23 protein-coding genes and 1 riboswitch are annotated in these 22,543 nt (G+C 72.0%); of the genes, 13 read left to right on the forward strand and 10 right to left on the reverse strand.

The features are described 5' to 3' along the window. Window positions 1-284: 284 nt before the first annotated feature. Window positions 285-608, reverse strand: coding sequence for an SAV_6107 family HEPN domain-containing protein (locus ACIBHX_RS11320; RefSeq protein ID WP_397066497.1), 324 nt, complete (start codon window positions 606-608; stop codon window positions 285-287). Window positions 609-2,000: 1,392 nt separating this feature from the next. Beyond that, entirely contained in the window at window positions 2,001-3,143 is a 1,143-nt protein-coding gene (locus ACIBHX_RS11325) for an ROK family protein (protein ID WP_397067061.1), read from the reverse strand. A gap of 77 nt (window positions 3,144-3,220) precedes the next feature. Between ACIBHX_RS11325 and ACIBHX_RS11330 the strand changes: the two genes are divergently transcribed. Next, entirely contained in the window at window positions 3,221-5,272 is a 2,052-nt protein-coding gene (locus ACIBHX_RS11330) for an alpha-galactosidase (protein ID WP_397066498.1), read from the forward strand. A 28-nt stretch (window positions 5,273-5,300) separates the two neighbouring features. Here ACIBHX_RS11330 and ACIBHX_RS11335 read toward each other — a convergent pair whose 3' ends face one another. Further along, on the reverse strand, window positions 5,301-5,906 hold the full coding sequence (locus tag ACIBHX_RS11335) for a TetR/AcrR family transcriptional regulator (protein ID WP_397066500.1): 606 nt from the start codon (window positions 5,904-5,906) through the stop codon (window positions 5,301-5,303). Between the two features lie 98 nt (window positions 5,907-6,004). Between ACIBHX_RS11335 and ACIBHX_RS11340 the strand changes: the two genes are divergently transcribed. From ACIBHX_RS11340 to ACIBHX_RS11350, 3 genes are read left to right on the forward strand one after another with little or no spacing between them, the layout of a single operon-like run. Next, window positions 6,005-7,204: a cytochrome P450 gene (locus ACIBHX_RS11340; protein ID WP_397066501.1), complete on the forward strand. Its 1,200-nt coding sequence runs from the start codon at window positions 6,005-6,007 to the stop codon at window positions 7,202-7,204. Between the two features lie 7 nt (window positions 7,205-7,211). Then, window positions 7,212-7,403, forward strand: coding sequence for a ferredoxin (locus ACIBHX_RS11345; RefSeq protein ID WP_397066502.1), 192 nt, complete (start codon window positions 7,212-7,214; stop codon window positions 7,401-7,403). Between the two features lie 30 nt (window positions 7,404-7,433). Continuing rightward, window positions 7,434-7,949 (forward strand): GNAT family N-acetyltransferase, encoded by a 516-nt coding sequence (locus tag ACIBHX_RS11350; protein ID WP_397066504.1) that lies wholly within the window; start codon window positions 7,434-7,436, stop codon window positions 7,947-7,949. A gap of 4 nt (window positions 7,950-7,953) precedes the next feature. Here the strand turns inward: ACIBHX_RS11350 and ACIBHX_RS11355 are convergent, their stop codons facing one another. Beyond that, window positions 7,954-8,760, reverse strand: coding sequence for a peptidoglycan-binding protein (locus ACIBHX_RS11355; RefSeq protein ID WP_397066506.1), 807 nt, complete (start codon window positions 8,758-8,760; stop codon window positions 7,954-7,956). A gap of 97 nt (window positions 8,761-8,857) precedes the next feature. Here ACIBHX_RS11355 and ACIBHX_RS11360 point away from each other — a divergent pair, with 97 nt between their 5' ends. Together ACIBHX_RS11360 and ACIBHX_RS11365 are read left to right on the forward strand one after the other, a co-directional pair. Next, window positions 8,858-9,334, forward strand: coding sequence for a YbaK/EbsC family protein (locus ACIBHX_RS11360; protein ID WP_397066508.1), 477 nt, complete (start codon window positions 8,858-8,860; stop codon window positions 9,332-9,334). Between the two features lie 253 nt (window positions 9,335-9,587). Next, complete coding sequence (locus tag ACIBHX_RS11365; RefSeq protein ID WP_397066510.1) at window positions 9,588-9,947, forward strand: GNAT family N-acetyltransferase; 360 nt, start codon at window positions 9,588-9,590, stop codon at window positions 9,945-9,947. A gap of 117 nt (window positions 9,948-10,064) precedes the next feature. Here the strand turns inward: ACIBHX_RS11365 and ACIBHX_RS11370 are convergent, their stop codons facing one another. Further along, window positions 10,065-12,662, reverse strand: a complete 2,598-nt coding sequence (locus ACIBHX_RS11370) for an AAA family ATPase (protein WP_397066512.1) — start codon at window positions 12,660-12,662, stop codon at window positions 10,065-10,067. A gap of 78 nt (window positions 12,663-12,740) precedes the next feature. Between ACIBHX_RS11370 and ACIBHX_RS11375 the strand changes: the two genes are divergently transcribed. The 3 genes from ACIBHX_RS11375 to ACIBHX_RS11385 are packed head-to-tail and all read left to right on the forward strand — an operon-like array spanning window position 12,741 to window position 15,795. Next, window positions 12,741-14,030, forward strand: coding sequence for an MFS transporter (locus ACIBHX_RS11375; RefSeq protein WP_397066513.1), 1,290 nt, complete (start codon window positions 12,741-12,743; stop codon window positions 14,028-14,030). Then, window positions 14,027-15,355: a carotenoid oxygenase family protein gene (locus ACIBHX_RS11380; protein ID WP_397066515.1), complete on the forward strand. Its 1,329-nt coding sequence runs from the start codon at window positions 14,027-14,029 to the stop codon at window positions 15,353-15,355. Before ACIBHX_RS11375 ends, ACIBHX_RS11380 begins: the two co-directional genes overlap by 4 nt. After that, entirely contained in the window at window positions 15,352-15,795 is a 444-nt protein-coding gene (locus ACIBHX_RS11385; protein WP_397066517.1) for an SRPBCC family protein, read from the forward strand. Before ACIBHX_RS11380 ends, ACIBHX_RS11385 begins: the two co-directional genes overlap by 4 nt. 68 nt (window positions 15,796-15,863) lie before the next feature. On the opposite strand, the gene ACIBHX_RS11390 is transcribed toward ACIBHX_RS11385, so the two are convergent. Both ACIBHX_RS11390 and metF read right to left on the reverse strand, forming a co-directional pair. Beyond that, entirely contained in the window at window positions 15,864-15,989 is a 126-nt protein-coding gene (locus ACIBHX_RS11390) for a hypothetical protein (protein WP_397066518.1), read from the reverse strand. Window positions 15,990-16,052: 63 nt separating this feature from the next. Beyond that, window positions 16,053-16,976 (reverse strand): methylenetetrahydrofolate reductase [NAD(P)H], encoded by a 924-nt coding sequence (gene metF / locus ACIBHX_RS11395; RefSeq protein ID WP_397066520.1) that lies wholly within the window; start codon window positions 16,974-16,976, stop codon window positions 16,053-16,055. 89 nt (window positions 16,977-17,065) lie between these two features. On the opposite strand from metF, the gene ACIBHX_RS11400 reads away from it, so the two are divergent. Beyond that, on the forward strand, window positions 17,066-18,112 hold the full coding sequence (locus ACIBHX_RS11400; protein WP_397067063.1) for a polyprenyl synthetase family protein: 1,047 nt from the start codon (window positions 17,066-17,068) through the stop codon (window positions 18,110-18,112). Here the strand turns inward: ACIBHX_RS11400 and thiE are convergent. Genes thiE through ACIBHX_RS11415 form a run of 3 tightly spaced genes read right to left on the reverse strand, consistent with a single transcriptional unit; the run spans window position 18,099 to window position 20,283 of the window. Continuing rightward, window positions 18,099-18,737 carry a thiamine phosphate synthase gene (gene thiE / locus ACIBHX_RS11405; protein ID WP_397066522.1) on the reverse strand — a complete coding sequence of 213 codons (639 nt, stop codon included), beginning with the start codon at window positions 18,735-18,737 and terminating at the stop codon, window positions 18,099-18,101. The genes ACIBHX_RS11400 and thiE overlap by 14 nt on opposite strands. After that, entirely contained in the window at window positions 18,715-19,089 is a 375-nt protein-coding gene (locus ACIBHX_RS11410; protein WP_397066524.1) for an Rv2175c family DNA-binding protein, read from the reverse strand. Before ACIBHX_RS11410 ends, thiE begins: the two co-directional genes overlap by 23 nt. 30 nt (window positions 19,090-19,119) lie before the next feature. After that, on the reverse strand, window positions 19,120-20,283 hold the full coding sequence (locus ACIBHX_RS11415; RefSeq protein ID WP_397066525.1) for an NAD(P)/FAD-dependent oxidoreductase: 1,164 nt from the start codon (window positions 20,281-20,283) through the stop codon (window positions 19,120-19,122). A 58-nt stretch (window positions 20,284-20,341) separates the two neighbouring features. Then, a riboswitch (TPP riboswitch) is annotated at window positions 20,342-20,460 on the forward strand. Here ACIBHX_RS11415 and thiO point away from each other — a divergent pair. The 3 genes from thiO to ACIBHX_RS11430 all read left to right on the forward strand — a co-directional run bounded on the left by thiO (window position 20,450) and on the right by ACIBHX_RS11430 (window position 22,492). Continuing rightward, complete coding sequence (thiO, locus tag ACIBHX_RS11420; RefSeq protein ID WP_397066526.1) at window positions 20,450-21,547, forward strand: glycine oxidase ThiO; 1,098 nt, start codon at window positions 20,450-20,452, stop codon at window positions 21,545-21,547. Its footprint overlaps the riboswitch before it by 11 nt. Next, window positions 21,544-21,744, forward strand: coding sequence for a sulfur carrier protein ThiS (gene thiS / locus ACIBHX_RS11425; RefSeq protein WP_397066528.1), 201 nt, complete (start codon window positions 21,544-21,546; stop codon window positions 21,742-21,744). The genes thiO and thiS overlap by 4 nt, the downstream gene beginning before the upstream one ends. After that, on the forward strand, window positions 21,737-22,492 hold the full coding sequence (locus ACIBHX_RS11430; protein ID WP_397066530.1) for a thiazole synthase: 756 nt from the start codon (window positions 21,737-21,739) through the stop codon (window positions 22,490-22,492). The genes thiS and ACIBHX_RS11430 overlap by 8 nt, the downstream gene beginning before the upstream one ends. Window positions 22,493-22,543: the final 51 nt, after the last annotated feature.

Raw genomic sequence — 22,543 nt, forward strand, 5'->3', positions numbered from 1 at the left:
CCCGTCCGGGAAGGAGCGGCCCGGGGCGGGGATGGTAGCCGGATGGGCGGCCGTGACCGGAGCGGGGTGATCACGCGGCCGGAGTCGGTGAGGGCGGCCCGCAATGAACGAGTGCGGTGGTGGTTACGCAGCCCAATGAGGGCAGCCGGAGTGGACGAGCTCGGCCGGGGGCGGACGGGCCGGGCGGCGGCGGGCGTGGCCGGAGATGGGTTATTACGCGGTCGGGGTGGGCGAGGGCGGTCTCGGGTGGGGTTTGGTCGTGTGGTGGGGGCGAGGTGCTGGGGTTAGCCGGCTAGGGGGACGTCGATGGGGAGTTGGGGTTGGGTGGGGATGCCCAGGAGGGACTCGACAGTGGTGACGAAGGTTTCGGCGTCGGCCAGGAGTTCGTCGGCGTCGGCGCGGGAGATGCCGCGGACGACGCCCGCCTCGGCGGCCGCGCGCTTGCCGGCGCTCACCGCGAAGTAGGCCGCCCACTCCGCCAGCTGCGGCTCCGCCTCGGGCAGGAGCTCCCAGGCGCTGCGCAGGCGGCGCCGGCGGCCCTCCATCGGGCGTGGCCGGGCGGCAAGGATCGCGGCCGCCGCTCGCAGGGCCGCCAGGTGTGCCGACACATATCGTGAAGCCGGGGTGCGAGCCGTCGTCGCCTCCGCCAGGCAAGAACGTGAATCCGCCAGGTGTGCCCGGACCGCGGGCGACAACCTGGGCCCTTGCGTGTCACTGAGCCGTGGGGACATCTTGCGCGCCTCCTTGAGGTTCCGGCGTTCCCGCCGGTGGAGCCAACATTCGCAGACGCCACCGACATTTCCGCCGAGCAGGCTCGGACGAGGAACCTCCCCCCTCCGAGCAGGCCGGACGAGGAGCTTCCCCTCTCCCCGTCCGGCCAGGACACGCCCACTCGTCTCCGCCGACGACGAGGACGCGCCCTTCGCCCGTGGAGCCTGATCGCGGGCCACGCTTGGGGGAAGCGAAAGCCCACGACCAGGTCCTTCGACCGCGAGCCGCGAGTCTCACGGTCACTGGGTCGAACATAATTTCGATCACCTTCGGTGTCAACCACTTCCACGAACACAGGTTCGATGTTTTGACCTTCCGAGTACGGCCCGCCTCCCATTCCCCCAGCTCAGGCGCCCCCCACAGGACACCCACCACCCACGACACGCCACCCCACCCCGCGCGCGTCGCAGCCCAGCCGCACCCCCACTCCGACACCCCCCCCACGAGCCCGGCCCCACAGACGCCCCGCGAAGCACCAGCGCACGAGCCCGGGAAACGCCTCCCGCAGGAACACGGACACGGACACGAGAGCACACACGGGTACGCAGACACCCGGAGACACCGACACAGGCGCCGCGCGATCCAGGGCGCCTCCCGACCAGGGTTTCCGCCAGGCGGCCACGGCGGCGAGCGTGTGCGCGAAGTGCCGTCTGCTGAAGTCGAGCCGCAGCACCAGCCCGTCGGAGGGATTGCGAGGTGCTCCACCCAGAAGCCGAACTCGCGCCCGCCCAGATCCGAACAGGCCGGTACGTCTCGGCGTCAGTGAACATGCACGGGGACATCGCCCCCACGAGGCAGCCCCACCGGAGCGCCCCGCATCAGCGAGGTCGTGCGCGGCCTGCGCCAGGATGGCGGCAGTCCCCCATGCTCGCCGCTGTCCGGCGTCCAGAAGGCCGCAGCGTCCATGCAGGGACCTGCCCGGCCACACGCACCACCCCTCCGGATCGCGCACCTCTACGACGTCCTCAGCGACGTTCCTGGCGCTCTATCCGTGGCCCGGGGCGGCGGTCCGCCGACGCCTTCGCCGCCGCGATCGGACGGCCGCTGCGTAAGCGCAGCTCGGCTTCCCCCGTGACGATACGTAGCTCGGCTCCCGCCGTGACAATGCGCGGCTCGGCTCTCGCCGTGAGGATGAGCGACTCGGCCTCCCCGCGAGGATGCGCAGCTCGGTCTCCCCCGCGAGGATGCGAAGTCCCCCGGCGAGGATGCGAAGCCCGCGGTCTGGGTCGCTAGCGCTCGTGGAGGGTGAAGAGGGTCTGGATGGCGACGGCGGCGGCGCCGCGTGCCCACTGCTCGAAGGGGCGGGGCCGCAGGATGAGCCGGCAGTCGGCCGCCGCGCCGAAGGCCTGGCCGGTGAAGGAGCTCCTGAGCCGCTCCTCGAAGCCGTCGTAGGCGGTGAGCCCGGGCACGTCGCCGGTCACGATGATCCGCTCGGGTCCGAACAGGTTGGCCATGGCGGCCATGGCCAGGCCTATCGCGTCGCCCGCCGCCGCCAGCACCTCGAGAGCGCCGGGATGTCCCGCGTGCGCGGCCTCGATGGCGCCGTCGATGGTGAGCCCGGGGTCACCGGTCGCCGCGCGCGCCGCGGCCACGATGGGCGCGGTGCCGGCGATGGCCTCGACGCAGCCGCGACCGCCGCAGTGGCAGGGCGGCTCGGACCCGCCGACCGGGATGTGGCCGATCTCGCCCGCCACGCCGTGGGATCCGGCCATGACCCGGTCGTCGACGACGAGCCCGCAGCCGATGCCGACGCCGACCGTGACGAGCGCGAAGGAGGAGGCCCCCACGCCCTCGCCGAACCACTGCTCGGCCACGGTCAGCGCCTTGACGTCGTTCTCGACGGTCACGACCAGACCGGTGGCCCGGGCGGCGAGCTCGCCCAGCTGGACCTGGCGCCAGCCGAGGAAGGGCGAGTAGCGCACCAGGCCGCCGGAGACGTCGCCGGAGATGGCCAGCCCCAGGTAGCGGCAGCGCCGGCGGTAGGCGGGGTCGGCGGCGAGCAGGTCGCGCACCAGCTCGGCCAGCGCGGCCACGACGCCGTCGACCTCGCGCGTGCCGAGCGGGCGGCGGGCGGAGGCCACGACCTGGGCGCGCAGGTCGGTCACCACGCCGATGAGCTCGTCGCCGGTGATCTTCACGCCGGCGAAGTACTCGCGTTCCGGCCTGATGGCCAGCGGGCTTGCGGGCCGCCCCGCGCCGGGCCCCGAACGCTCTGTCGCCTCCAGCTCCTCCAGGTAGCCGGCGTCGAGGAAGGGCCTGGCCGCCTTGGTGACGGCGGCCGAGGACAGCCCGGTCCGCCTGGCGATCTCCACTCTCGACACCGGGCCCTGCTTGAGGACCATGGCGAACACCGTGGCCGCCGCGGGAGTCATCAGCACGGCTGGAAGTCTACATTAATTAACTTTGTCAAGAATTGAATTGGCCCGGCCTAGCACCTAGGCTCCGGTGCATGCGATCGGTGACCTTCGACGCGGACAGCCGTACGTGGCTGCTGCGCACCCCTGCCACGAGTTACGCCCTGCGCCTCGACGCCGATGACGTGCCCGTGCACCTGTACTGGGGCCCGGTTCTGACGCTGGAGCAGGCGGCTTCGCTGCCCTCGGGAGCACGGCGGGTCAGCAGTTTCGACGGCGGCGGGGCGCGCGACGAGCTGGTCACCGAGGCGGGCGCACGCTTCCACACGCCGTCGCTGCAGATCGCCTTCCCGGGCGGCGTGCGCGGCGTGGACTGGCGCTTCAAGGCGTACGAGGCCGACGGCGGCCACCTGGTCCTGCGCTTCGCCGACGCGCACGAGCCACTGGAGCTCGAGCTGCACTACCGCGTGTACGACGACGGCGACGTGATCGAGCGCTGGACGCGGCTGGTCTGCCAGGTGCCGGTGACGCTGCTGCGCTGCGACTCGGCGGCGTGGAGCGTTCCGATGCGGGACGGTTACCGGCTCAGCCACGTGGCCGGCGACTGGGGGGCCGAGAACCAGCTGGTCCGTGCCGACCTGACCACGGCCGAGACGACGCTCACCAGCAGGCGCGGCATGACCAGTCACGCCGCCAACCCGTGGGTCATGCTCGACGCCGGCGACGCCACCGAGCGGCACGGCGAGGTCTGGAGCGGCGCGCTGGCCTGGAGCGGCAGCTGGCGCATCACGGTCACGCGCGACCCGGCGGGCCGGGCAGGCTGGACGGGCGGGTTCGGCCACGAGGGCCTGTCCTGGCGGCTCGAGCCGGGCCAGGAGTGGGTCACGCCGGTCTTCGCCGGGCTCTATTCGGCTCACGGGTACGGCGGCGCCAGCCGTAGGTGGCACGACTACGTGACCAAGCACGTGCTGCCCGAGCCGGACGAGCTGCGGCCGGTGATCTACAACTCCTGGGAGGCGGTCGGGTTCGACGTGGGCGAGGCTGGCCAGAAGGAGCTCGCCGCGCTGGCCGCGCAGGTGGGGACCGAGCTGTTCGTGATGGACGACGCCTGGTTCGGCGGGCGCACCAGCGACAGGGCCGGGCTCGGCGACTGGTGGCCGAACCCGGAGCGCTTCCCCGGCGGGCTGGCGCCGCTGATCGACGAGGTGCACCGGCTCGGCATGCGCTTCGGGCTGTGGGTGGAGCCGGAGATGGTCAACCCCGACAGCGACCTCTACCGCGCCCACCCCGACTGGGTGCTGCACCAGCCGGGCCGCCCGCGCACCGAGCTGCGCAACCAGCTCGTGCTCGACCTGTCGAAGCCCGAGGTGGCCGACTGGGCGCACAAGTGGCTGCACCGGCTGGTCAGCGAGCACGAGATCGACTTCCTCAAGTGGGACTGCAACCGCCCCTTCACCGAGGTGGCAGACGACCGCGCGTGGATCGGCCACGTCCGCGCCGTCTACGCCATCCTCGACCGGCTGCGCGCCGACCATCCGCACCTGCGCGTCGAGGCGTGTGCGGGCGGCGGCGGGCGCACCGACCTGGGCATCCTGGCGCGCACCGACCAGGTGTGGACCTCCGACAACACCGACGCCTTCGACCGGATCGCCATCCAGCGCGGCTTCGGCCAGGTGTATCCGGCACGCGTGATGGCCGCCTGGGTCACCGACAGCCCGAACCCGATCACCCACCGCCGCACGCCGCTGGCCTTCCGCTTCCACATCGCGATGGCCGGCGCGCTCGGCATCGGCGGTGACCTGCCGCGATGGAGCCCCGAAGAGCTCGAGCAGGCCGCCGCGCTGGTCGCCGTCTACAAGGACATCCGCCCGGTCGTGCAACTCGGGGTCCAGCACAGGCTGCCGTACGGCGTGCAGTACGCGCACGAGGACCGCGTGGTCGTCCTGGCCTGGCGGGGCCCGGTCAGGCACGGGACCCCGGAGCCGCCGCTGCGCCTGGAGGGGCTCGACCCGCTCGGCCGCTACCGGGACGAGGACACCGGCGTGCTCCACCACGGCGCGGTGCTCATGTCCGGCGGGCTCCCGCTCGAGCTGCCCAGGGACGAGGACTACGCCAGCGCTCTGGTCCGCCTGCGCAGGGAAGCCTGACACCCTGCCGGAGGGGATCGGCGCCAGGTCAGCCGAGCGAGCCGATCCCCCCCACGGCGATCTCGACCGCGCGGATCAGCGCGGCGCCCATCTGCTCCATCGAGTCGCCCCTGGTGATGCTGACCATCGCGGCGAGCTTGGTCGCGCCGACGAGCGCGCCGACCGCGGCGGCGGCCTCGATCTCGTCCAGCTCGTCCGAGTAGTTCCTGTGCAGCGCCTCGGCCACCCTGAGCTGGCTGTCGAACAGCAGGTGCAGCGCCCTGGCCTGCAGCGCGGGCTCCGACATGATGAGGCCGATCCGCTGGGGCGCCATCAGCAGGTCGAAGTCCCCGTCGTTGACGGTCCACTCGAAGCTGGACTTCACCATCCGGATCAGCAGTGCGGCCAGCGACTCGCCCGGCTCGCGGTGCGCGATCAGGTCGAGCGTGCGCTCCAGACGTGAGTCGACGTCGTAGAAGAGCACGTCGTCCTTGCCGGCGAAGTAGCTGAAGAACGTACGTGTCGACACCTCGGCCTCGGCGGCGATCTCCGCCAGCGTGGTGTCCTCGAAGCCCTTCTCCTCGAACAGCCGGAGCGCTGCTTCGACCAGCGCCCGGCGTGTGCGCTGCTTCTTGCGCTCCCGCAGTCCCACCATGCGCGAACTTTACTACACACGTATGTGTTTTTCATCGGTTGCAGTTTTGCATCTGATGTTGTTTTGTGGTGATGAAGGATCGGAAAAGGAGCGCAGACATGTCCGAACTCACTCTTCCCACCGCGAGACAGCATCCGTTCGACCCTCCCGACGAGCTCATGAAGCTACGAGAACAGGCGCCGATCCACCGCATGCGCTTCGGCGACGGCACGATGGGGTGGCTGATCACCGGCTACTCGCTGGCGCGTGCCGTACTCGCGGACCCGCGCTTCAGCAACCGGCCCGAGCTGACGCACCCGCCGATCGCCGCGCGGGCGGAGTTGAGCGCGCAGCTGAAGCAGCAGGAGTTCGCGATGCCGCCCGGCATCTTCCTGCGCATGGACGCGCCCGAGCACACGCGCTACCGCAAGCTGCTGACCGGCCAGTTCACGGTCCGGCGGATGAAGATGCTGGAGCCGCGCATCGCGCAGATCGTCGACCAGCACCTGGACGCCATGGCCGCCGGCGAGCGCCCGGTCGACCTGGTCGAGGCCTTCGCGCTGCCGATCCCGTCGCTGGTGATCTGCGAGCTGCTCGGCGTGCCGTACGAGGACAGGCAGCAGTTCCAGTACGACTCCAAGAAGCTGCTGGCGCTGGAGACCAAGGCCGAGGACGCGATGGCGGCGCTCGGGCGGGTGTTCGGCTACCTGCACGGGCTCATCAAGCGCAAGCGCGCCGAGCCGGACGAGCACCTGCTCAGCGGGCTCATCGAAGCCGGCGAGCTGAACGACGAGGAGCTCACAGGGGTCGCGTTCATCCTGCTCATCGCCGGGCACGAGACGACCGCCAACATGCTCGGGCTGGGGACCTACGCGCTGCTGAGCAACCCCGACCAGCTGGCCCTGGTGCGCGACGACCCCTCGAAGGTGGACAACGCCGTCGAGGAGCTGCTGCGTTATCTCACGATCATCCACATCGGCCCCGCCCGCACCGCGCTGGAGGACCTCGAGCTCGACGGCGTGGCCGTCAAGGAGGGCGAGGGCGTCGCGCTGGCGCTGCCGGTGATCAACAGGGATCCCTCCCGCTTCCCCGATCCCGAGCGGCTCGACCTCGGCCGCCAGGCCACCGGGCACCTCACCTTCGGGCACGGCATCCATCAGTGCCTGGGGCAGCAGCTCGCTAGGGTGGAGATGCGGATCGGCTACCCGGCCCTGTTGCGGCGCTTCCCCGGCCTCCGGCTGGCGGTGCCGCCCCAGGAGGTTCCGATGCGCACCGACATGACCATTTACGGCGTCCACCGCCTTCCCGTTACCTGGTAGGTCCACGATGGAGATCAAGGCAGACACTTCGGTTTGTATCGGCGCGGGCATGTGCGCGCTGACCGTGCCCGAGGTGTTCGACCAGAGCGAGGACGAGGGCACGGTCCTCGTCCTGCAGCCCAACCCGCCGGCGGACAAGGAGGCGGCCGTGCGCCGCGCCGTGACGCTGTGCCCGTCGGGGGCCATCTCGGTGGTCTAGGGGCCGCCGGCCGTCAGTAGGGTGGCGATCATGAACCATGTGCTGACGACTGGGCGCCTCGTGCTGCGTCCGGCGACCGTCGAGGACCAGGGCTGGCTCATGGAGCACTGGACGGCGCCGGACGTGCGGCGGTTCCTGTTCGACGGGGACGTGCTGGCCGAGGCGGAGATCGCCAGGACGATCGCCGACAGCTCGGCCGACTTCGCGGCGCACGGCTACGGGCTCTGGCTCGTGTACGAGGTCGGCGGCGACTCGCCGATCGGCACGGCGGGGCTGCGGCCGCTGGAGGAACTCGGGCTCGAGGTGTTCTACAGCCTCTCTCCGCCCGCGTGGGGCAAGGGATACGCCACCGAGGCCGCCAGAGCCGTCGTCGACCACGCACTCGGCACACTGGCGCTGCCGGAGGTGCTGGCGGAGGTCGACGAGGGCAACCGGGCGTCGGTGGCGGTGGTCTCCCGGCTCGGCATGGAGCCCTTCGAGGTGGTCCAGGGCTTGCTGGGCCCGATGACCCGTTACCGCACCGGCTCGGGGTTCCGTACGCCGTAACGCCCTACACCCTGTGGAAACTGCCCCGCACGTGGACGGGGACGCCCTTGCCGAGCATCGCGGGCAGGGCCTGGGCGACGTTCATCGGCATGCGGACGCAGCCGTGTGAGGCCGGGTAGAGCGGCACCGACAGCGCGCCGTGGAGCGCGATGCCGCCGTTGAAGAAGATCGGGTTGTAGAGCTGGCCGAGGTAGGACTTGTGCCAGCCGCTGGCCCGCCAGGTGGTCTTGTAGTCGCCCGTCGGCGTGCGGGCCGAGCCGCAGAAGCGCTGGCTCTTGCCCTGCCACGTGGCCTGCTGGCAGTAGGCGACGCCGCTGCCCGAGGAGATGTGGGTGATCAGCTTCACCTGGCCGTCGACGTAGTACACCATGACCTGCTTGGTGAGGTTGACCTCGACCCGGGTCGGGGCGCCGTCCTTGACCAGGACCGTCGGCGTCTTCGGGTGCTCGAGGGCGGTCCAGGTGCGCTTGCCCACGATGCTGCTCGGGTGGATGCCGTTGACCTTCTGGAAGGCCCAGACGGCGGTCAGCGTCGAGCCGCCGTAGCGGCCGTCGGCGCGCCCGGGGCGGTAGCCGAGCTGCGCGAGCCGCTTCTGCAGCCAGGTGACGGCCTTGCCCGTGGAGCCGAGCCTGAGCCGGCTCGTCGGCGCCTGCACCTCGGGGCTCGGGGTCACGCGCGCGCCGGCCGCCATCATCGCGACCTGTTCGGGGGCGGCCTGCGGTCGCTCAGCCTGAGCGGAGCCGCAACCCGTGAACGCGACGACGCCAGCCGTCGCCAGTGCAGCCAGTCCGAGCAGCCGTCGTGCCGACACCCGTACCACCTCTCATATGATTAACAATCGAATCAAAGGACCCTACACCACCAGTATGGCCAGGTAATCCGGCGGTCAACTTGTTTAGAGTGTCGGCATGTCCGAGAAGTTGCCTGCCAACGCCGTCCTTGTTGAAACAGCCCTGCGCGAGCTCGGGGCCCCCGGGGAGATCGTGGTGCTCCCCGAGAAGGCGCCCACCGCGGCGACCGCCGCCGCCCAGCTCGGCTGCGAGGTCGGCGCCATCGCCAACAGCCTGATCTTCGACGCCGACGGCTCGCCGCTGCTGGTCCTGACCAGCGGCGCGCACCGCGTCGACGTCGAGCTGATCGCCCGCACCGCGGGAGTTCAGACGGTACGGCGGGCCACTCCGGAGTTCGTCAGGCAGGCCACCGGCCAGCCGATCGGCGGCGTGGCCCCCGTCGGCCATCCTGCCCCGGTGCGGACGCTGGTGGACAACTGGTTGAGCAAGCACGAGGTGGTGTGGGCGGCCGGCGGCCATCCGCACACGGTTTTCCCCACCACATTCGACGAGCTCATCCGCATCACCAATGGCACTGCGGTGGACGTCGAGTAGGGTGCGACGGGTGATCGAATTTCGCGGGGCGGGACCGGCCGAGTTCGTCGGCAATCTGGACACGGTCCTGGATATCTACACGGCCGCCATGCGCCCGCCCGCGGACCAGATCAACGGCCGCAAGGCCATTATGCGCAACCATGCCACATATCCCCATTTCCAATGCTATTTCGCTGAATTAAGGGATATGTCGCCTTTTGGGGCGCTTTCTGGGGGTGTTTCGCTGGACGATGTCCCGGGGCCGCCTCGCGTCGTGGGCTTCGCCTACGGCTTCCACGGCGCTCATGGCCAGTGGTGGCACGACGTCGTCTTCCGCGCCCTGGACGCGCAGAACGGCAGGAACGTGGCCGAGGCCTGGCTGGGCGACGCCTTCGAACTCGCCGAGATCCACGTCCATCCGGACTACCAGGGCAAGGGCGTCGGCCGGGCCATGATCAGGACTCTGTGCGCCGGGCGCAGGGAGCGCTCGGGCGTGCTCTCCACCCATGACCGGCCCACGGCGGCCCGCCACCTCTACCGCACCCTGGGCTTCCAGGACCTGCTCTCGCGGTTCGTCTTCCCTGGCGGGCACGAGGACTACGCCATCGTCGGCCGCCCGCTTCCCCTTGACTGACGTTTACCCGGGCATCACTCAGGGCACAACCAAGAATACGTAGAGTAAGCCCCCCTTTACCCTCCGCCACCCGCCCGATCCCCCTGCGGGCGGGTGGCCGACCCCCTCAGCCCCTTCCTACGGGGCTTCGAGGTCGCGCAGCTGGCGGCGGGAGGTGATGCCGAGTTTGCGGAAGATGTTGCGCAGGTGGGCGTCGACCGTGCGCGGGCTGAGGAAGAGCCTGGCCGCCACCTCCCTGGAGGTCGCGCCGGTGGCCACCAGCCGGGCGATGTGCGTCTCCTGCAGCGTGAGCGCGTCGTAGGCGTGCGGCGCGCGGCTGCGGGCGCGCTCGCCGGTCGCGCGCAGCTCCCCTGCCGCGCGGGCGGCGAAGGCCTCCGATCCCATGGCGGCGAACAGGTCGTGCGCCTCGCGCAGGCGGTCGCGCGCCTCCTTGCGCCTGCCCTGGCGCCGCAGCCACTCGCCGTACAGCAGGTGTGCCCGGGCACGGGAGACGGCGGCGCGGCCGCCCTCCAGGTGGTCGAGCGCGGCGCGGTAGTCGTCCTCGTCCCCGGTGAGCAGGGCCCTGGCGTACGACTCCACCCCGAGACCCCAGGCGGCGCCGCTGGCCCGCGTGCGGCGCGACAGCTGCTCCAGCGCCTGCGCCGCGGGCACGGACTGCCCGCAGCGGACGGCGGCCTCGACGAGCTCGGGCAGTGCCAGCCCGGTGACCGCCAGGTCGTCGTGGGTGACGGCCTGCTGTGCCGCGATGAGCGCGCGCTCGTAGTCGCCCAGGCTGTTGCCCAGTACGGCTGCCGCCCACAACCCGCTGAGGCTCTGGTCGTGCCCGGCGTCGCGGGGCGCGCGCCCGCGCAGCGCCGCCAGGTGGATGGCCGGGTAGACCAGCGGGGACGCCCCGGTGACGTCGGCGATCGCCTCGCCCTCCGCGATCGCCTCCATGGCGGTGCCGAAGTCCCCCGCGTGCGCCGAGGCGGTGGCCAGCATCGCCAGCCCGATCGGCAGCGTGTGGAAGGAGCCGGAGGCGCGGCCCACGGCCACGATGTGCCGGGCGATGTCCAGCAGCGCGTCGAAGTCCCACATCTCCACCGCCAGCAGGAACGCCAGCGACGGCCGGCGGATCCAGACCTCGCCGGAGATGTCGCCGAGCAGCGGGCGCAGGATCGGCACGGCCGCCTGGTGCCCGTCGCGCACCAGGCTCACCATGGCATCGAGCACGGCGTCGGAGCCGCCGCCCGGTTCCGGAGCCGGCGGGATCTCGCCGGAAGCCGAGACGATCTCCCGTAGTTCGCCGGTGAGCAGGCCCATCTCCAGCGCGTCCAGGTACACGTCCCGTGACCGTGTGGCGTCCAGCTCGCGCAACCCGCCGGCGGCACGCAGCAGGTGAGCCGTGGCTCCCTGGCCGCCGCGGTGCCTGGCGAAGGACAGCCGTCCCCGCAGCAGGTCGGCCTCGGCCCGCTGGGCCGGGGTGAGCGTCCCCAGCAGGGCGGCGAGCAGGCCTGCCGCGCCGTCGAGGTCACCGGCGGCGAGCTTGGCCTGCGCGGCGGCCAGCACGCGGCCGCCACGCAGGTCCTGCTCGGGCGTCAGCTCCGCCGACCGCTCCAGGAAGGCCGCGGCGGCCGCGGCACCGCCGCGTGCCTGGGCGCGGGCGGCGCACGCCGCCAGCTCGGCGGCCACCGCCTCGTCAGGTCCTGACGCGGCCAGCGCGCGATGCCAGGCGGCCCGGTCGGGATCCGTCCGGGGATCGGTGGCCTCCGCCAAGGCGCGGTGTGCGCGCCTGCGCTCGTCCTGGGTGGCGGCCCGGTACACCGCCGAGCGCGCGAGCGGGTGGGAGAAACGGACCCGCGTGCCGTACTCGATCAGCGTGGAGGACTCGGCGGCGGCCGGGTTCAGGCCGAGCAGGTCGGCGGCGCGCCACTGCAGGACCGGGTCGCCGACGGGGTCGGCCGCGGCCAGCGTCAGCAGCAGCCGGGCCGGCGCGGGCAGGGGCTCCAGGCGGGTGAGGAAGCTCTGCTCGATGCGGCTGATCAGGGGCGAGCTGTCCGGCAGGAGGAGCTCGCCGCCCGCGCGGGGCAGCTCGCGCAGCGCGAGCGGGTTGCCGCGGGCCTCGGCCAGGATGCGCTCGCGCACCCGCTCGTCGAGGACCTCGCCGGACAGCAGCGCCCTGACCTCCGCTTCCGGCAGCTCGCCGACCACGAGGCCGGGCAGCGGGATGAGCTCGGCGGGCGGCTCGCGCACGGCGAACAGCACGAGCATCGGCTCGGCGCTCACCCGGCGGGCCAGGAAGGCGAGCGCGGCGGCCGAGGCCTGGTCGAGCCACTGGGCGTCGTCGATCACGCACAGCAGCGGCCGGTCGTGGGCGCTTTCCGCCAGCAGGCCGAGCGTGGCGATGCCCACGCGAAAAGGGTCCGAGGCGCCGGGCTCCAGGCCGAAGGCCGCTTCCAGGGCCCGGCGATGCGGCGCCGGCAGCGCCGCCAGGTTCCGCAGCGCGGGCGCGCACAGCTGGTGCAGGGCGGCGAAGGGCAGCTCCATCTCGAACTCGGAGCCGGCGGCCCACACGATCCTGAAGTCGGCCGCGCGGCTCGCGGCGTACTCGAGCAGCGCGCTCTTGCCGATGCCCGGCTCGCCCCGCAGGACCAGGGCGCCGCCGCGGCCCTGCCGGACCGCCTGGATCAGTTCGTCGAGCCGGCCGGTCTCGGCCTGCCGCCCAAAAAGGGACATGGAGGACATGCTAGGTGGCGCGGATGTAGGTGATTTCTACCGACGCGAGCGCTCATGGCCTGATGCGAGCGTTGCCGTGTGAACAGCCCGCAGCAGAGCGCCAGGCGCACCGACCGGAGACTGGCGCTCGCCGTCCTGGCGACCGCCCAGTTCCTCGTCGTGCTGAGCACCTCGATCGTGAACGTCGCGCTGCCGCAGCTCCGCGCCGGGCTCGGCCTGTCCGCCGCCGGGCTGTCGTGGGCGGTCAACGCCTACGTGCTGGTGTTCGGCGCGCTGCTGCTGCTCGGCGGCAGGTCAGGCGACGTGTACGGCCTGCGCCGGGTGTTCCTGCTCGGCATCGGCGTGTTCGCGCTGTCGTCGGCGGCCGCCGGGCTGGCGGGCGGGGCGGGCGCGCTGATCGCGGCCAGGGCCGCGCAGGGTGCCGGGGCGGCGCTGCTCGCGCCGGCCGCGCTGGCGCTGGTCCTCACGCTCTTCCCCGACGCGAAGGGGCGCGGCCTCGCGCTGGGCGTGTGGGGCGCGGTCTCCGGCGCGGGCGGCGCGGCCGGGGTCCTGCTGGGCGGCCTGCTCACCGGGCTGTACGGCTGGCGGTCGGTGTTCTTCGTGATGGTCCCGCTCACGCTGGCCGTCCTCGTGGCGAGCAGGGCGCTGCTCGATCCCGACCGGCCGCGCGGAGGCCGGCTCGACGTGCCGGGCGCGCTCGCGGTGACGAGCGGGCTGGTCGCGCTCACGTACGGCCTGGCCGGCCGTGCCTGGGTCGCCGCGGGCTGCGGAGTGCTGCTGCTGGCCGGATTCGCCGTGCTGCAGCGGCGCTCGGCCGCGCCGCTGGTGCCGCCCCGCGTGCTGCGGATCGGCGCCGTCGCACGGGCCAACCTGCTCATGGCACTGCTGGGGGCGGTCTGGCTCGGGCTGTTCTTCTTCCTGCCGCTCTACCAGCAGCGCGTCCTGGGCTACTCGCCCATCGAGGCCGGGCTGACCCAGCTGCCGCTCGCCCTGATGATCACCGTCTCGTCCTGGGTCGCGGGGCGGCTGCCCTGGCGCGCGGTGCTGCCCGGCGGGCTGCTGGTACTGGCCGCGGGGCTGGCCTGGCTCTCACTCGAACCGGCCTCCCTGATCGGGCCCACGCTGCTGATCGGCGCCGGGCTGGGCGCCGCCTTCGTCCGGCTCACCGCGCTGTCGTCCGCCGGTGTCCCGCCGTCCGACAGCGGGCTGGCGGGCGGGCTGATCAACGCCACCCGCCAGATCGGCGGCGCCCTCGGGCTGGCCGCCCTCTCCCTGACCAGCGGGTACGGCACGGCCTTCGCGGCCTGCGCCGTGACCGCACTGCTGACCGCATCCCTGTCACTGATCGAAAGGAAGACCAACCGATGAACGACCTGGCCAAGCCGTACCTGACCGGCCATTTCTCGCCGGTCACCGACGAGATCACGGCCCGCGAGCTGACCGTGCACGGCAGCCTGCCGCCCGAGCTGAACGGCCGCTACTTCCGCAACGGCCACAATCCCAAGCCCGGCATCACGCCCAGCCACTGGTTCCGCGGCGCGGGCATGCTGCACGGCGTACGGCTGGCGCAGGGCCGGGCCGAGTGGTACCGCAACCGGTGGGTGCGCACGCCGTACCTGGAGGGCGTGCCGTTCACCGGGACCGAGCTCGAGGTGAGCGCGGCCGGGACCAACATCATCTTCCACGGCGGGCGCTACCTGGCGCTGCAGGAGGCCAACCTGCCCTGGGAGGTCACCGCCGAGCTCGACACCGTCGGCCCCTACGACTTCGGCGGCAGGCTCACCGGCGCGATGACCGCCCACCCCAAGGAGGACCCGGTCACCGGAGAGCTGCACTTCTTCGGCTACAGCCCGTTCCCGCCCTACCTGACCTACTACGTCGCCTCCGCCGCCGGTGAGATCATCCGCGCGACCGTGGTGGAGGGGGCCGGGCCCTCGCTGATGCACGACTTCGCCATCACGCGCGAGCACGCCGTGTTCATGTGCTCCCCGGTGGTCTTCGACCACGCCGAGCACTCCGGCATCCCCTACCGCTGGCACGACGACGTGCCGTTCCGCATCGGGGTCATGCCGCGCTCGTCGTCCCAGGTGACCTGGTTCGAGGTGGAACAGGCGGCGCTGCTGCACGTCACGAACTCCTACGTCGACGGCCAGGGCCGCGTCGTACTGGAGGGGCCGCGCTACGACCGCGCCGCGTGGGAGGGCTCGTGGAAGTGGTGGGTGGGCGCGCCCGGATACGGCACCAGCCCCGACGCCGGGTCCACGTTCCACCGCTGGATCCTCGATCCGGCCACGGGCAAGGCGTCCGACGAGCCGCTGGACAACCTGGCCACCGAGTTCCCGTCCATCAACGACGCGCACACCGGCGCGGCCAACCGCTACAGCTACGCCATCGCCTTCCCCGGGGCCGGCCTGTCCGGCTACCATACGGTCAAGTTCGACACCGTCACCGGAGAGCAGCGGCTGCTGTCCCACGGCGAGGGCCGCATGCCCGGCGAGGCCGTCTTCGTCCCCGCCGAGGGCGGGACCAATGAGGACGACGGCTACCTGCTCACCATCGTCAGCGACCTCCAGGCCGACGCCTCGCAACTGCTCGTTGTGGACGCGGGCGACCTGAGCACCGTCGCCACCGTCGAACTCCCCCGCCGCGTGCCCGCCGGCATCCACGGCCACTGGATCGAGGACACCAAGTGATCACCACCATCGACACCTCCGCCCCCGTCGTCGTGCGCCTCTCCACCGTGATCTCCGCCCCGCTGGAGCGGGTCTGGTCCCTGCACACGGACATCGACGCCTGGCCCACCTGGCAGCCCGACATCACCGCGGCCGCCCTCGCCGGCCCCCTGGCCCCAGGCTCGGTCTTCGTCTGGAGTACGGCAGGCCTGGAGATCTCCTCGACCGTCTACGCCGTCGAACCCCGGCACCGCATCCTCTGGGGCGGCCCCGCGCACGGCATCACCGGCATCCACCAGTGGACGTTCGACGAGCAGGACGGCCAGGTCCACGTCCACACGGCGGAATCCTGGGCCGGCGACCCGATCCAGGTGGACCCGGACGGCATGCGCGCGGCCCTCGAAACCTCCCTGACCACCTGGCTCCACCACCTCAAATCCACCGCCGAACAACCGTCATAAGGGCAATTCACGCACCGTCCCGTCCACCCGGAGCCGGGCGGGACGCTCCGGAACGAGGACGTCCGTCGCTATAGATCATCTGGCAGCAGACGGAACGCCTTTGCCCCGGTGAGCGGGCTGATGGCGCGGAAGTCACGCCGATCCAGGGTGAGGAGGTTCTCCGTCTCGTACTGCTCGGCAAGGACCACGTTCACCGCGCCCGTGAGATCCAGCCGCAGCGCCGCGGAGGCGAGCGCCTTGCGGGCCGCCCCGTGGCTTTAGGCGGTGAGGGCGGGGGCGGGGTCGAGGCGTTGGAAGACCTCGCTGGAGGCGCTTGAGCGGTTGAAGGTGATGAAGTGGATGCCGGGCGCGCCCTCGTCCAGGAGGCGCTGGCAGAGTTCGGCGCCGTGGTCGATGCCGAGCCGGCGGACCGCGGCCGGGTCGTCGGCGACCGCTTCGAAGCGGGCCGCGACGTCCGCGGGGAAGGGGGCGCCGGACAGCTGCTCCGAGCGGGCGATGGTGCTCATCTGCGTGACCGGCATGATGCACGGGATGATGGGCGTGTCGCAGCCCTCGGCCGCGACGCGGTCGCGCAGGCGGAGGTAGTCCTCCGCGCGGAAGAACATCTGCGTGATCGCATAGTCCGCCCCCGCCCGACATTTCTGGACGAAGAAGGAAGTGTCGGACTCGATGGAGGGCGAGCGCGGATGCTTGTAGGGGAAGGCCGCAACCCCCACACAGAAGTCGCCCGCCTGGCGGATCAGGCGGACGAGCTCCTCGGCGTACAGCACGCCGTCGGGATGCTTGACCCACTCCGCCGACGGGTCGCCGGGCGGGTCGCCGCGCACCGCCAGGATGTTGCGCACCCCGGCGTCGGCGAAGCGCCCGACCAGGTGGCGCAGCTCGCGGATGGAGTGGTTGACCGCGGTGAAGTGCGCCACGGGCGTGAGCGTGGTCTCGTGGGCCACCCGCTCCACGATGTCGACGGTGCGGTCGCGGGTGGTGCCGCCCGCGCCGTACGTGACCGAGACGAACGTCGGCCGCAGCGCCTCCAGCTCGCGGATCGCCCGCCACAACTGCCGCTCACCCTCGTCCGTCTTCGGAGGGAAGAACTCGAAGGAGAACGACCGCTGGCCGGAGGCCAGCAGCTCGCGGACGGTGGGTACACGGTCCGGCAGGGTGGAAGGTCGACCAAGCGCCATGGTCACAAGGTTACCGCCCCGAGGCCTGACCCACGGGCAGGGAGATCGAAGCGTCTCCGCTCGGCCACTAGTCTCAAAGCATGACGAGCATGGACGGCCTGCGCACGCAGGTGGATCGTTCCCTCAGGGAGTTCGTGGAGCGGCAGCAGCCCGCGCTCGACGATCCTGATCTCGAACCGCTGTTCAGCGCCGCCAACGAGCTGCTGTCCGGCGGCAAGCGGCTGCGCCCCGCTTTCTGTTACTGGGGGTGGCGCGGCGCGGGCGGCTCGGACGTGCCGGAGATCTTCACCGCGGCCGCGTCGCTCGAGTTGCTGCAGGCCAGCGCGCTCGTGCACGACGACGTCATGGACAAGAGCGACCTGCGCCGCGGCATGCCGTCGGCGCACCGCCGCTTCCAGACGCTGCACGAGAAGGGCGGCTGGTACGGCTCGGCCGAACAGTTCGGCGAGGGCGCGGCGATCCTGCTCGGCAACCTGCTGCTCATCTGGTCGGGCGAGATGTGGCGCACCAGCGGCCTGCCGTACGAGGCGCTGCAGGCGGCGCAGCCGGTGCACGACCACATGCGCACCGAGCTGATGTGCGGCCAGTACCTGGACCTGCTCGAGCAGGCGCACGGCGAGAACACCTTCGAGTCGGCGCTGCGCGTGGCGCTGTACAAGAGCGGCAAGTACTCGGTCGAGCAGCCGCTCAGGCTGGGCCTGGTGCTCGCGGCCGGCGCCGCCGAGCCGTGGATCGACGACCTGTGCGTCGCCTACGGCCGGCGGGTCGGGATCGCCTTCCAGCTCAGGGACGACATCCTGGGCGTGTTCGGCGATCCCGCGCATACCGGCAAGCCCGCGGGCGACGACCTGCGCGAGGGCAAGCGCACCATGCTCATCGCCCGCACGCTGGCGGCCGCCTCGGACGACGACGCGCGGATCGTGCGCCGCCTGCTCGGCGATCCGCACCTGGACGAGCAGGGCGTGGCCACGCTGCGAGCCATCATCGACGACACCGGCGCCCTGCAGGAGTGCGAGGACCTGATCGGCGACTATCTGGGCGAGGCGCTGGCCTCGCTCGACGACGCGCCGATCACGCCTGAGTCCCGTTCGGCCCTGGCCGAGCTGGCGGTGGCCGCGACGGCTAGGAAGACCTGAGCCGCTTGGCGAACTCGGCCGCCGCCGCGCCCGGATCCTCCGCCTCGGTGATGGCCCGCACCACCACGACCCGGCTGACACCGTACGACCTGACCTCGTCGAGGTTGTCCAGGTCGATGCCGCCGATGCCGAACCACGGCCGGTCGGTGTCCAGCGACGCCGCGTGCCTGAGCAGCGACGGGCCGGGCGCCGGGCGGCCGGGCTTGGTGGGCGTGGGCCAGATCGGGCCGCAGCAGAAGTAGTCGACGCCCTCCTCCATCGCGGCGGCGGAAGCCTCCGCGATGGAATGGGTGGACCTTCCGATGACCACGTTGTCGCCGAGTATCTCTCGCGCGACGGTCACAGGAAGGTCGTCCTGCCCCAGGTGGAGCACGTCTGGACGGGCCGCGTAGGCGATGTCGGCCCGGTCGTTGACGGCCAGCAGCTTGCCGTGCCGGTCGCAGGCGTCGCGGAAGACCTCGAGCAGCTCGAGTTCCTCGCGCGCCTCCAGCCCCTTCTCGCGCAGCTGGACGATGTCCACGCCCGAGGACAGCACGGCGTCGAGGAACGCGGCCAGGTCGCCGCGTTCCCTGCGGCCGTCGGTGCAGAGGTAGAGCCGGGCGTCAGAAACCGAGGGCTTGGGCACGCCGCTTGACCTCGGTATGACGACCTTCCCTGATCGCCTCGACAGGCGACCCCGGCAGTGATTCGTCTGGGGTGAAGAGCCAGCGCAGCGCCTCGGCGTCGTCGAAGCCGGCGTCCTGCAGCACGGTCAGCGTGCCAGGCAGGCCCTTCATCACGTCCTTCCCGTCGAGGAATACAGCGGGCACCTGCGGCCCGCCTCCTCCCCGGCGTACTCCGAGCAGCTTGTGGTCCTTGAGAAGTTGCTTGGCCCGCCCGAGCGAGAGATCGAGGCGCTTGGCCACTTCGGGGAGCGTCAACCACTCGGCGACGAGCTGGTCTGTCTCCCGGTCGATCTGTGCAACAGAAAGCGTCACGAAACCACAACTACCACACGTCGTCCTTGCCTAAACAACACAATCCCGTAGAGGAACATCGGGATCTACCAGGCGATCCACGTCCATCCGGGCTCCCGAGCCGATGATTTTACGTCCCTGGACGAGGTCCCGCGGACGGTCGACGGCCAGAACCGCGACGAGGGTGTCGTCCTCGCCGAGCCAGACGGCCGACCACTTGCCCTCGGGCTCGCCGCGATACAGCAGGCGGGAGGCGGCGGGATAGTGTCCCGCGTACTGGACCATGTGGCCGAACTGCTCGGACCAGAAGTAGGGCACCGGGTCGTAGACCGTCTCCTCGCCGAGCAGGGTGGCGGCGGCGACCTCGGGGGCGTTGAGCGCGACGTCCCAGTGCTCGACGCGCAGCCGGGTCTGGAAGCGGCGCGACCACCAGTTGGCGCAGTCGCCGACGGCGACGACGCCGGGCATGGAGGTGCGCAGGTGCTCGTCGGTGACGACGCCGTTGTGCAGGTCGATGTCGGCGTCGGACAGCCATTCCACGGTGGGGCGGACGCCGATGCCGGTGACGACCACGTGCGCCTCGACGAACTCGCCGCCGACCAGTCGGACCCCGCCTTCCTCGACGGCGCCGACCATCGTGTCGAGCCGCAGGTCGATGCCCTCGTACCAGGGCTGGGTGCGGGCGCCGATCTCGCTGCCGATGGCCTGGGCGAGCGGGGTGGGGCCCGCCTCGATGACGGTGACGTGGCATCCCGCGCGGCGTGCGGCGGTGGCCACCTCGGCGCCGATCCAGCCGGCCCCGATGATCGCCACCCTGGCGCCCGCCACGAGGCGGGCGCGCAGCTCCAGCGCGTCGTCGAGGGTCCGCAGCACGTGCTGGGGCCCGTCTCCGGGCAGCGTGATCGGCTCGGCCCCGGTGGCGATCACCAGGCCGTCGTAGTCGAGGTCGCCCTCGGTGGTCTCGACCGTGCCCGCTCTGAGCGCCTTCGCGGAGACGCCGGGGCGGAAGTCGACGTTCATCGCGTCCAGGTCGGAGTCGACGAAGCTGGAGTCCGCGTCGCCCAGGAGCACGGCCTTCGACAGGGGTGGCCTGTCGTAGGGGCGGTGCCGTTCCTCACCCAGCAGGATGAGCGCACCGTCGTACCCTCGTGCGCGCAGCGCCTCGACGCTCCGCATGCCTGCCAGCCCGGCTCCTACCACTACGACGCGGTTCACGGTGTTGACCTTAGCCGGGCCGGTGCGAGGAGTGCGCGGGGAGGCCGTAGGCTGGGGTCGTAAGACGCGCGGGAGTCCGGCCGTGACCGGGCTGAGAGGAAGGCTGCCGATCGGGCCTTCGACCGCAAGACACCTGATCCGGATCATGCCGGCGAAGGGAGCGGACGTGCATGTGATCGTGGGTGGCGGGATCGTCGGTCTGACGATCGCCTGGCATCTGGCTCGCCAGGGAAAGCCCGTCACCGTCGTGGATCCCGCACCTGCCTCGGGCGCCTCACACGCCGCGGCGGGCATGCTGGCGCCCGTCAGCGAGGTCACCTACACCGAGGAGCCGCTGCTGCGGCTCGGGGCGGCCTCGCTGCGCCGCTGGCCGGACTTCGCGGCCGAGCTGGCGCAGGAGACGGGCGCGGGCCTGGACTACCGTGCCGAGGGCACCCTGGACGTGGCCTTCGGCGCCGACGACCTGGCGGCCCTGGACGAGCTGGCCGCCTTCATGGACAAGCTCGGCCTGCCGGTCGAGCGGCTGACCGGCCGCGAGTGCCGCCGCCTGGAGCCGATGCTCGCCCCCTCGGTGCGCGGCGGGCTGCTGGCGCCGGGCGACGCCTGGGTCGACCCGCGCCGCGTCACCAGGGCGCTGCTGGCCGCGCTTGAGCGCCGCCGGGTGCCGCTGGTCCTGGCGCGCGCCACCGAGCTCCTGCGCGACGCGGAAAAGGTCCACGGTGTACGGCTGGCCCCGGTCGGACCCGAGCGGCGGGAGCCGTACGACCTGGAGGCCGAGCAGGTGGTCCTGGCGGCGGGGGCGTGGAGCGGCGAGCTGTTCGACGTGCCGGTGCGCCCGGTCAAGGGGCAGATCATGCGGCTGCGCTCCCGCGAGCCGCTGCTGAGCAGGACGGTCCGCGGCAGCGTGCACGGCTCGCCCGTCTACCTGGTGCCGCGCGGCGACGGCGAGCTGGTCGTGGGCGCGACGCAGGAGGAGCTCGGCTTCGACCGGCGGGTGACCGCGGGCGGGCTGTACGAGGTGCTCAGGGACGCCCGCGAGCTGGTGCCTGGCATCACCGAGCTGGAGCTGGGCGACGTGGTGGCGGGGCTGCGGCCCGGCACACCCGACAACCTGCCGATCATCGGCCCGAGCGGCGTCGGGGGGCTCGAGCTGGCCACCGGGCACCACAGGGGCGGGGTGCTGCTTGCCCCGCTCACCGCGGCCATCCTGCAGGGCGAGGAGAGCGAGCTGGCGGCCCTGTGCGCGCCAGGGAGGTTCGCATGAAGGTGACGATCAACGGGGCCGCGCACGAGCTGGCCGAGGGGACGACGGTCGGGCAGGCCGTGCGGGCCTTGACGCCGGCCACCACGGGCGTGGCCGTGGCGGTGAACGACGAGGTGGTCACGCGCAGCTCGTGGGAGAGCACGGCGCTGGCCGACCAGGACAGGATCGAGGTACTGACGGCGGTGCAAGGTGGATGACTTGATCATCGGCGGGGAGAAGTTCTCCTCCCGGCTCATCATGGGCACCGGCGGCGCCCCTTCGCTCGAGGTGCTCGACCAGGCGCTGGCCGCCTCGGGCACGGAGCTGACGACGGTGGCGATGCGGCGGCTGGATCCGGCGGCCCGCGGCTCGGTGCTCGACGTGCTGCGTGAGCGCGGCATCAAGGTGCTGCCGAACACGGCGGGCTGCTTCACCGCCGGCGACGCGGTGCTGACGGCCCGGCTGGCCAGGGAGGCGCTGGGCACGAACTGGGTCAAGCTCGAGGTCATCGCCGACGAGCGGACGCTGCTGCCTGACCCGATCGAGACGTTCGACGCGGCAGAGCGGCTGGTGGCCGACGGTTTCGTGGTGCTGCCGTACATCGGCGACGACCCGGCGCTGGCGCGGCGGCTGGAGCAGGCCGGGTGCGCGGCGGTGATGCCGCTGGGCGCGCCGATCGGCTCCGGGCTGGGCATCCGCAACCCGCACAACATCGAGCTGATCGTGGAGGCCGCGGGCGTCCCGGTGATCCTGGACGCGGGCATCGGCACGGCCAGCGACGCCGCCCTGGCGATGGAGCTCGGCTGCGACGCCGTGCTGCTGGCCACGGCGGTCACCCGGGCTCAGCGACCCGACCTGATGGCCTCGGCGATGAAGCTGGCGGTCCAGGCGGGCAGGCAGGCCTACCAGGCGGGCAGGATCCCGCGTCGCCGCTACGCCAAGGCGTCCTCCCCGATGACCCCTTAGGCGGCCCAGGACGGAGTCGTAACGGCGGGCGAGCGTCACCGACTCGCCGGA

Source organism: Nonomuraea sp. NPDC050536 (assembly GCF_044457685.1).
In the GTDB taxonomy this organism is placed as follows: domain Bacteria; phylum Actinomycetota; class Actinomycetes; order Streptosporangiales; family Streptosporangiaceae; genus Nonomuraea.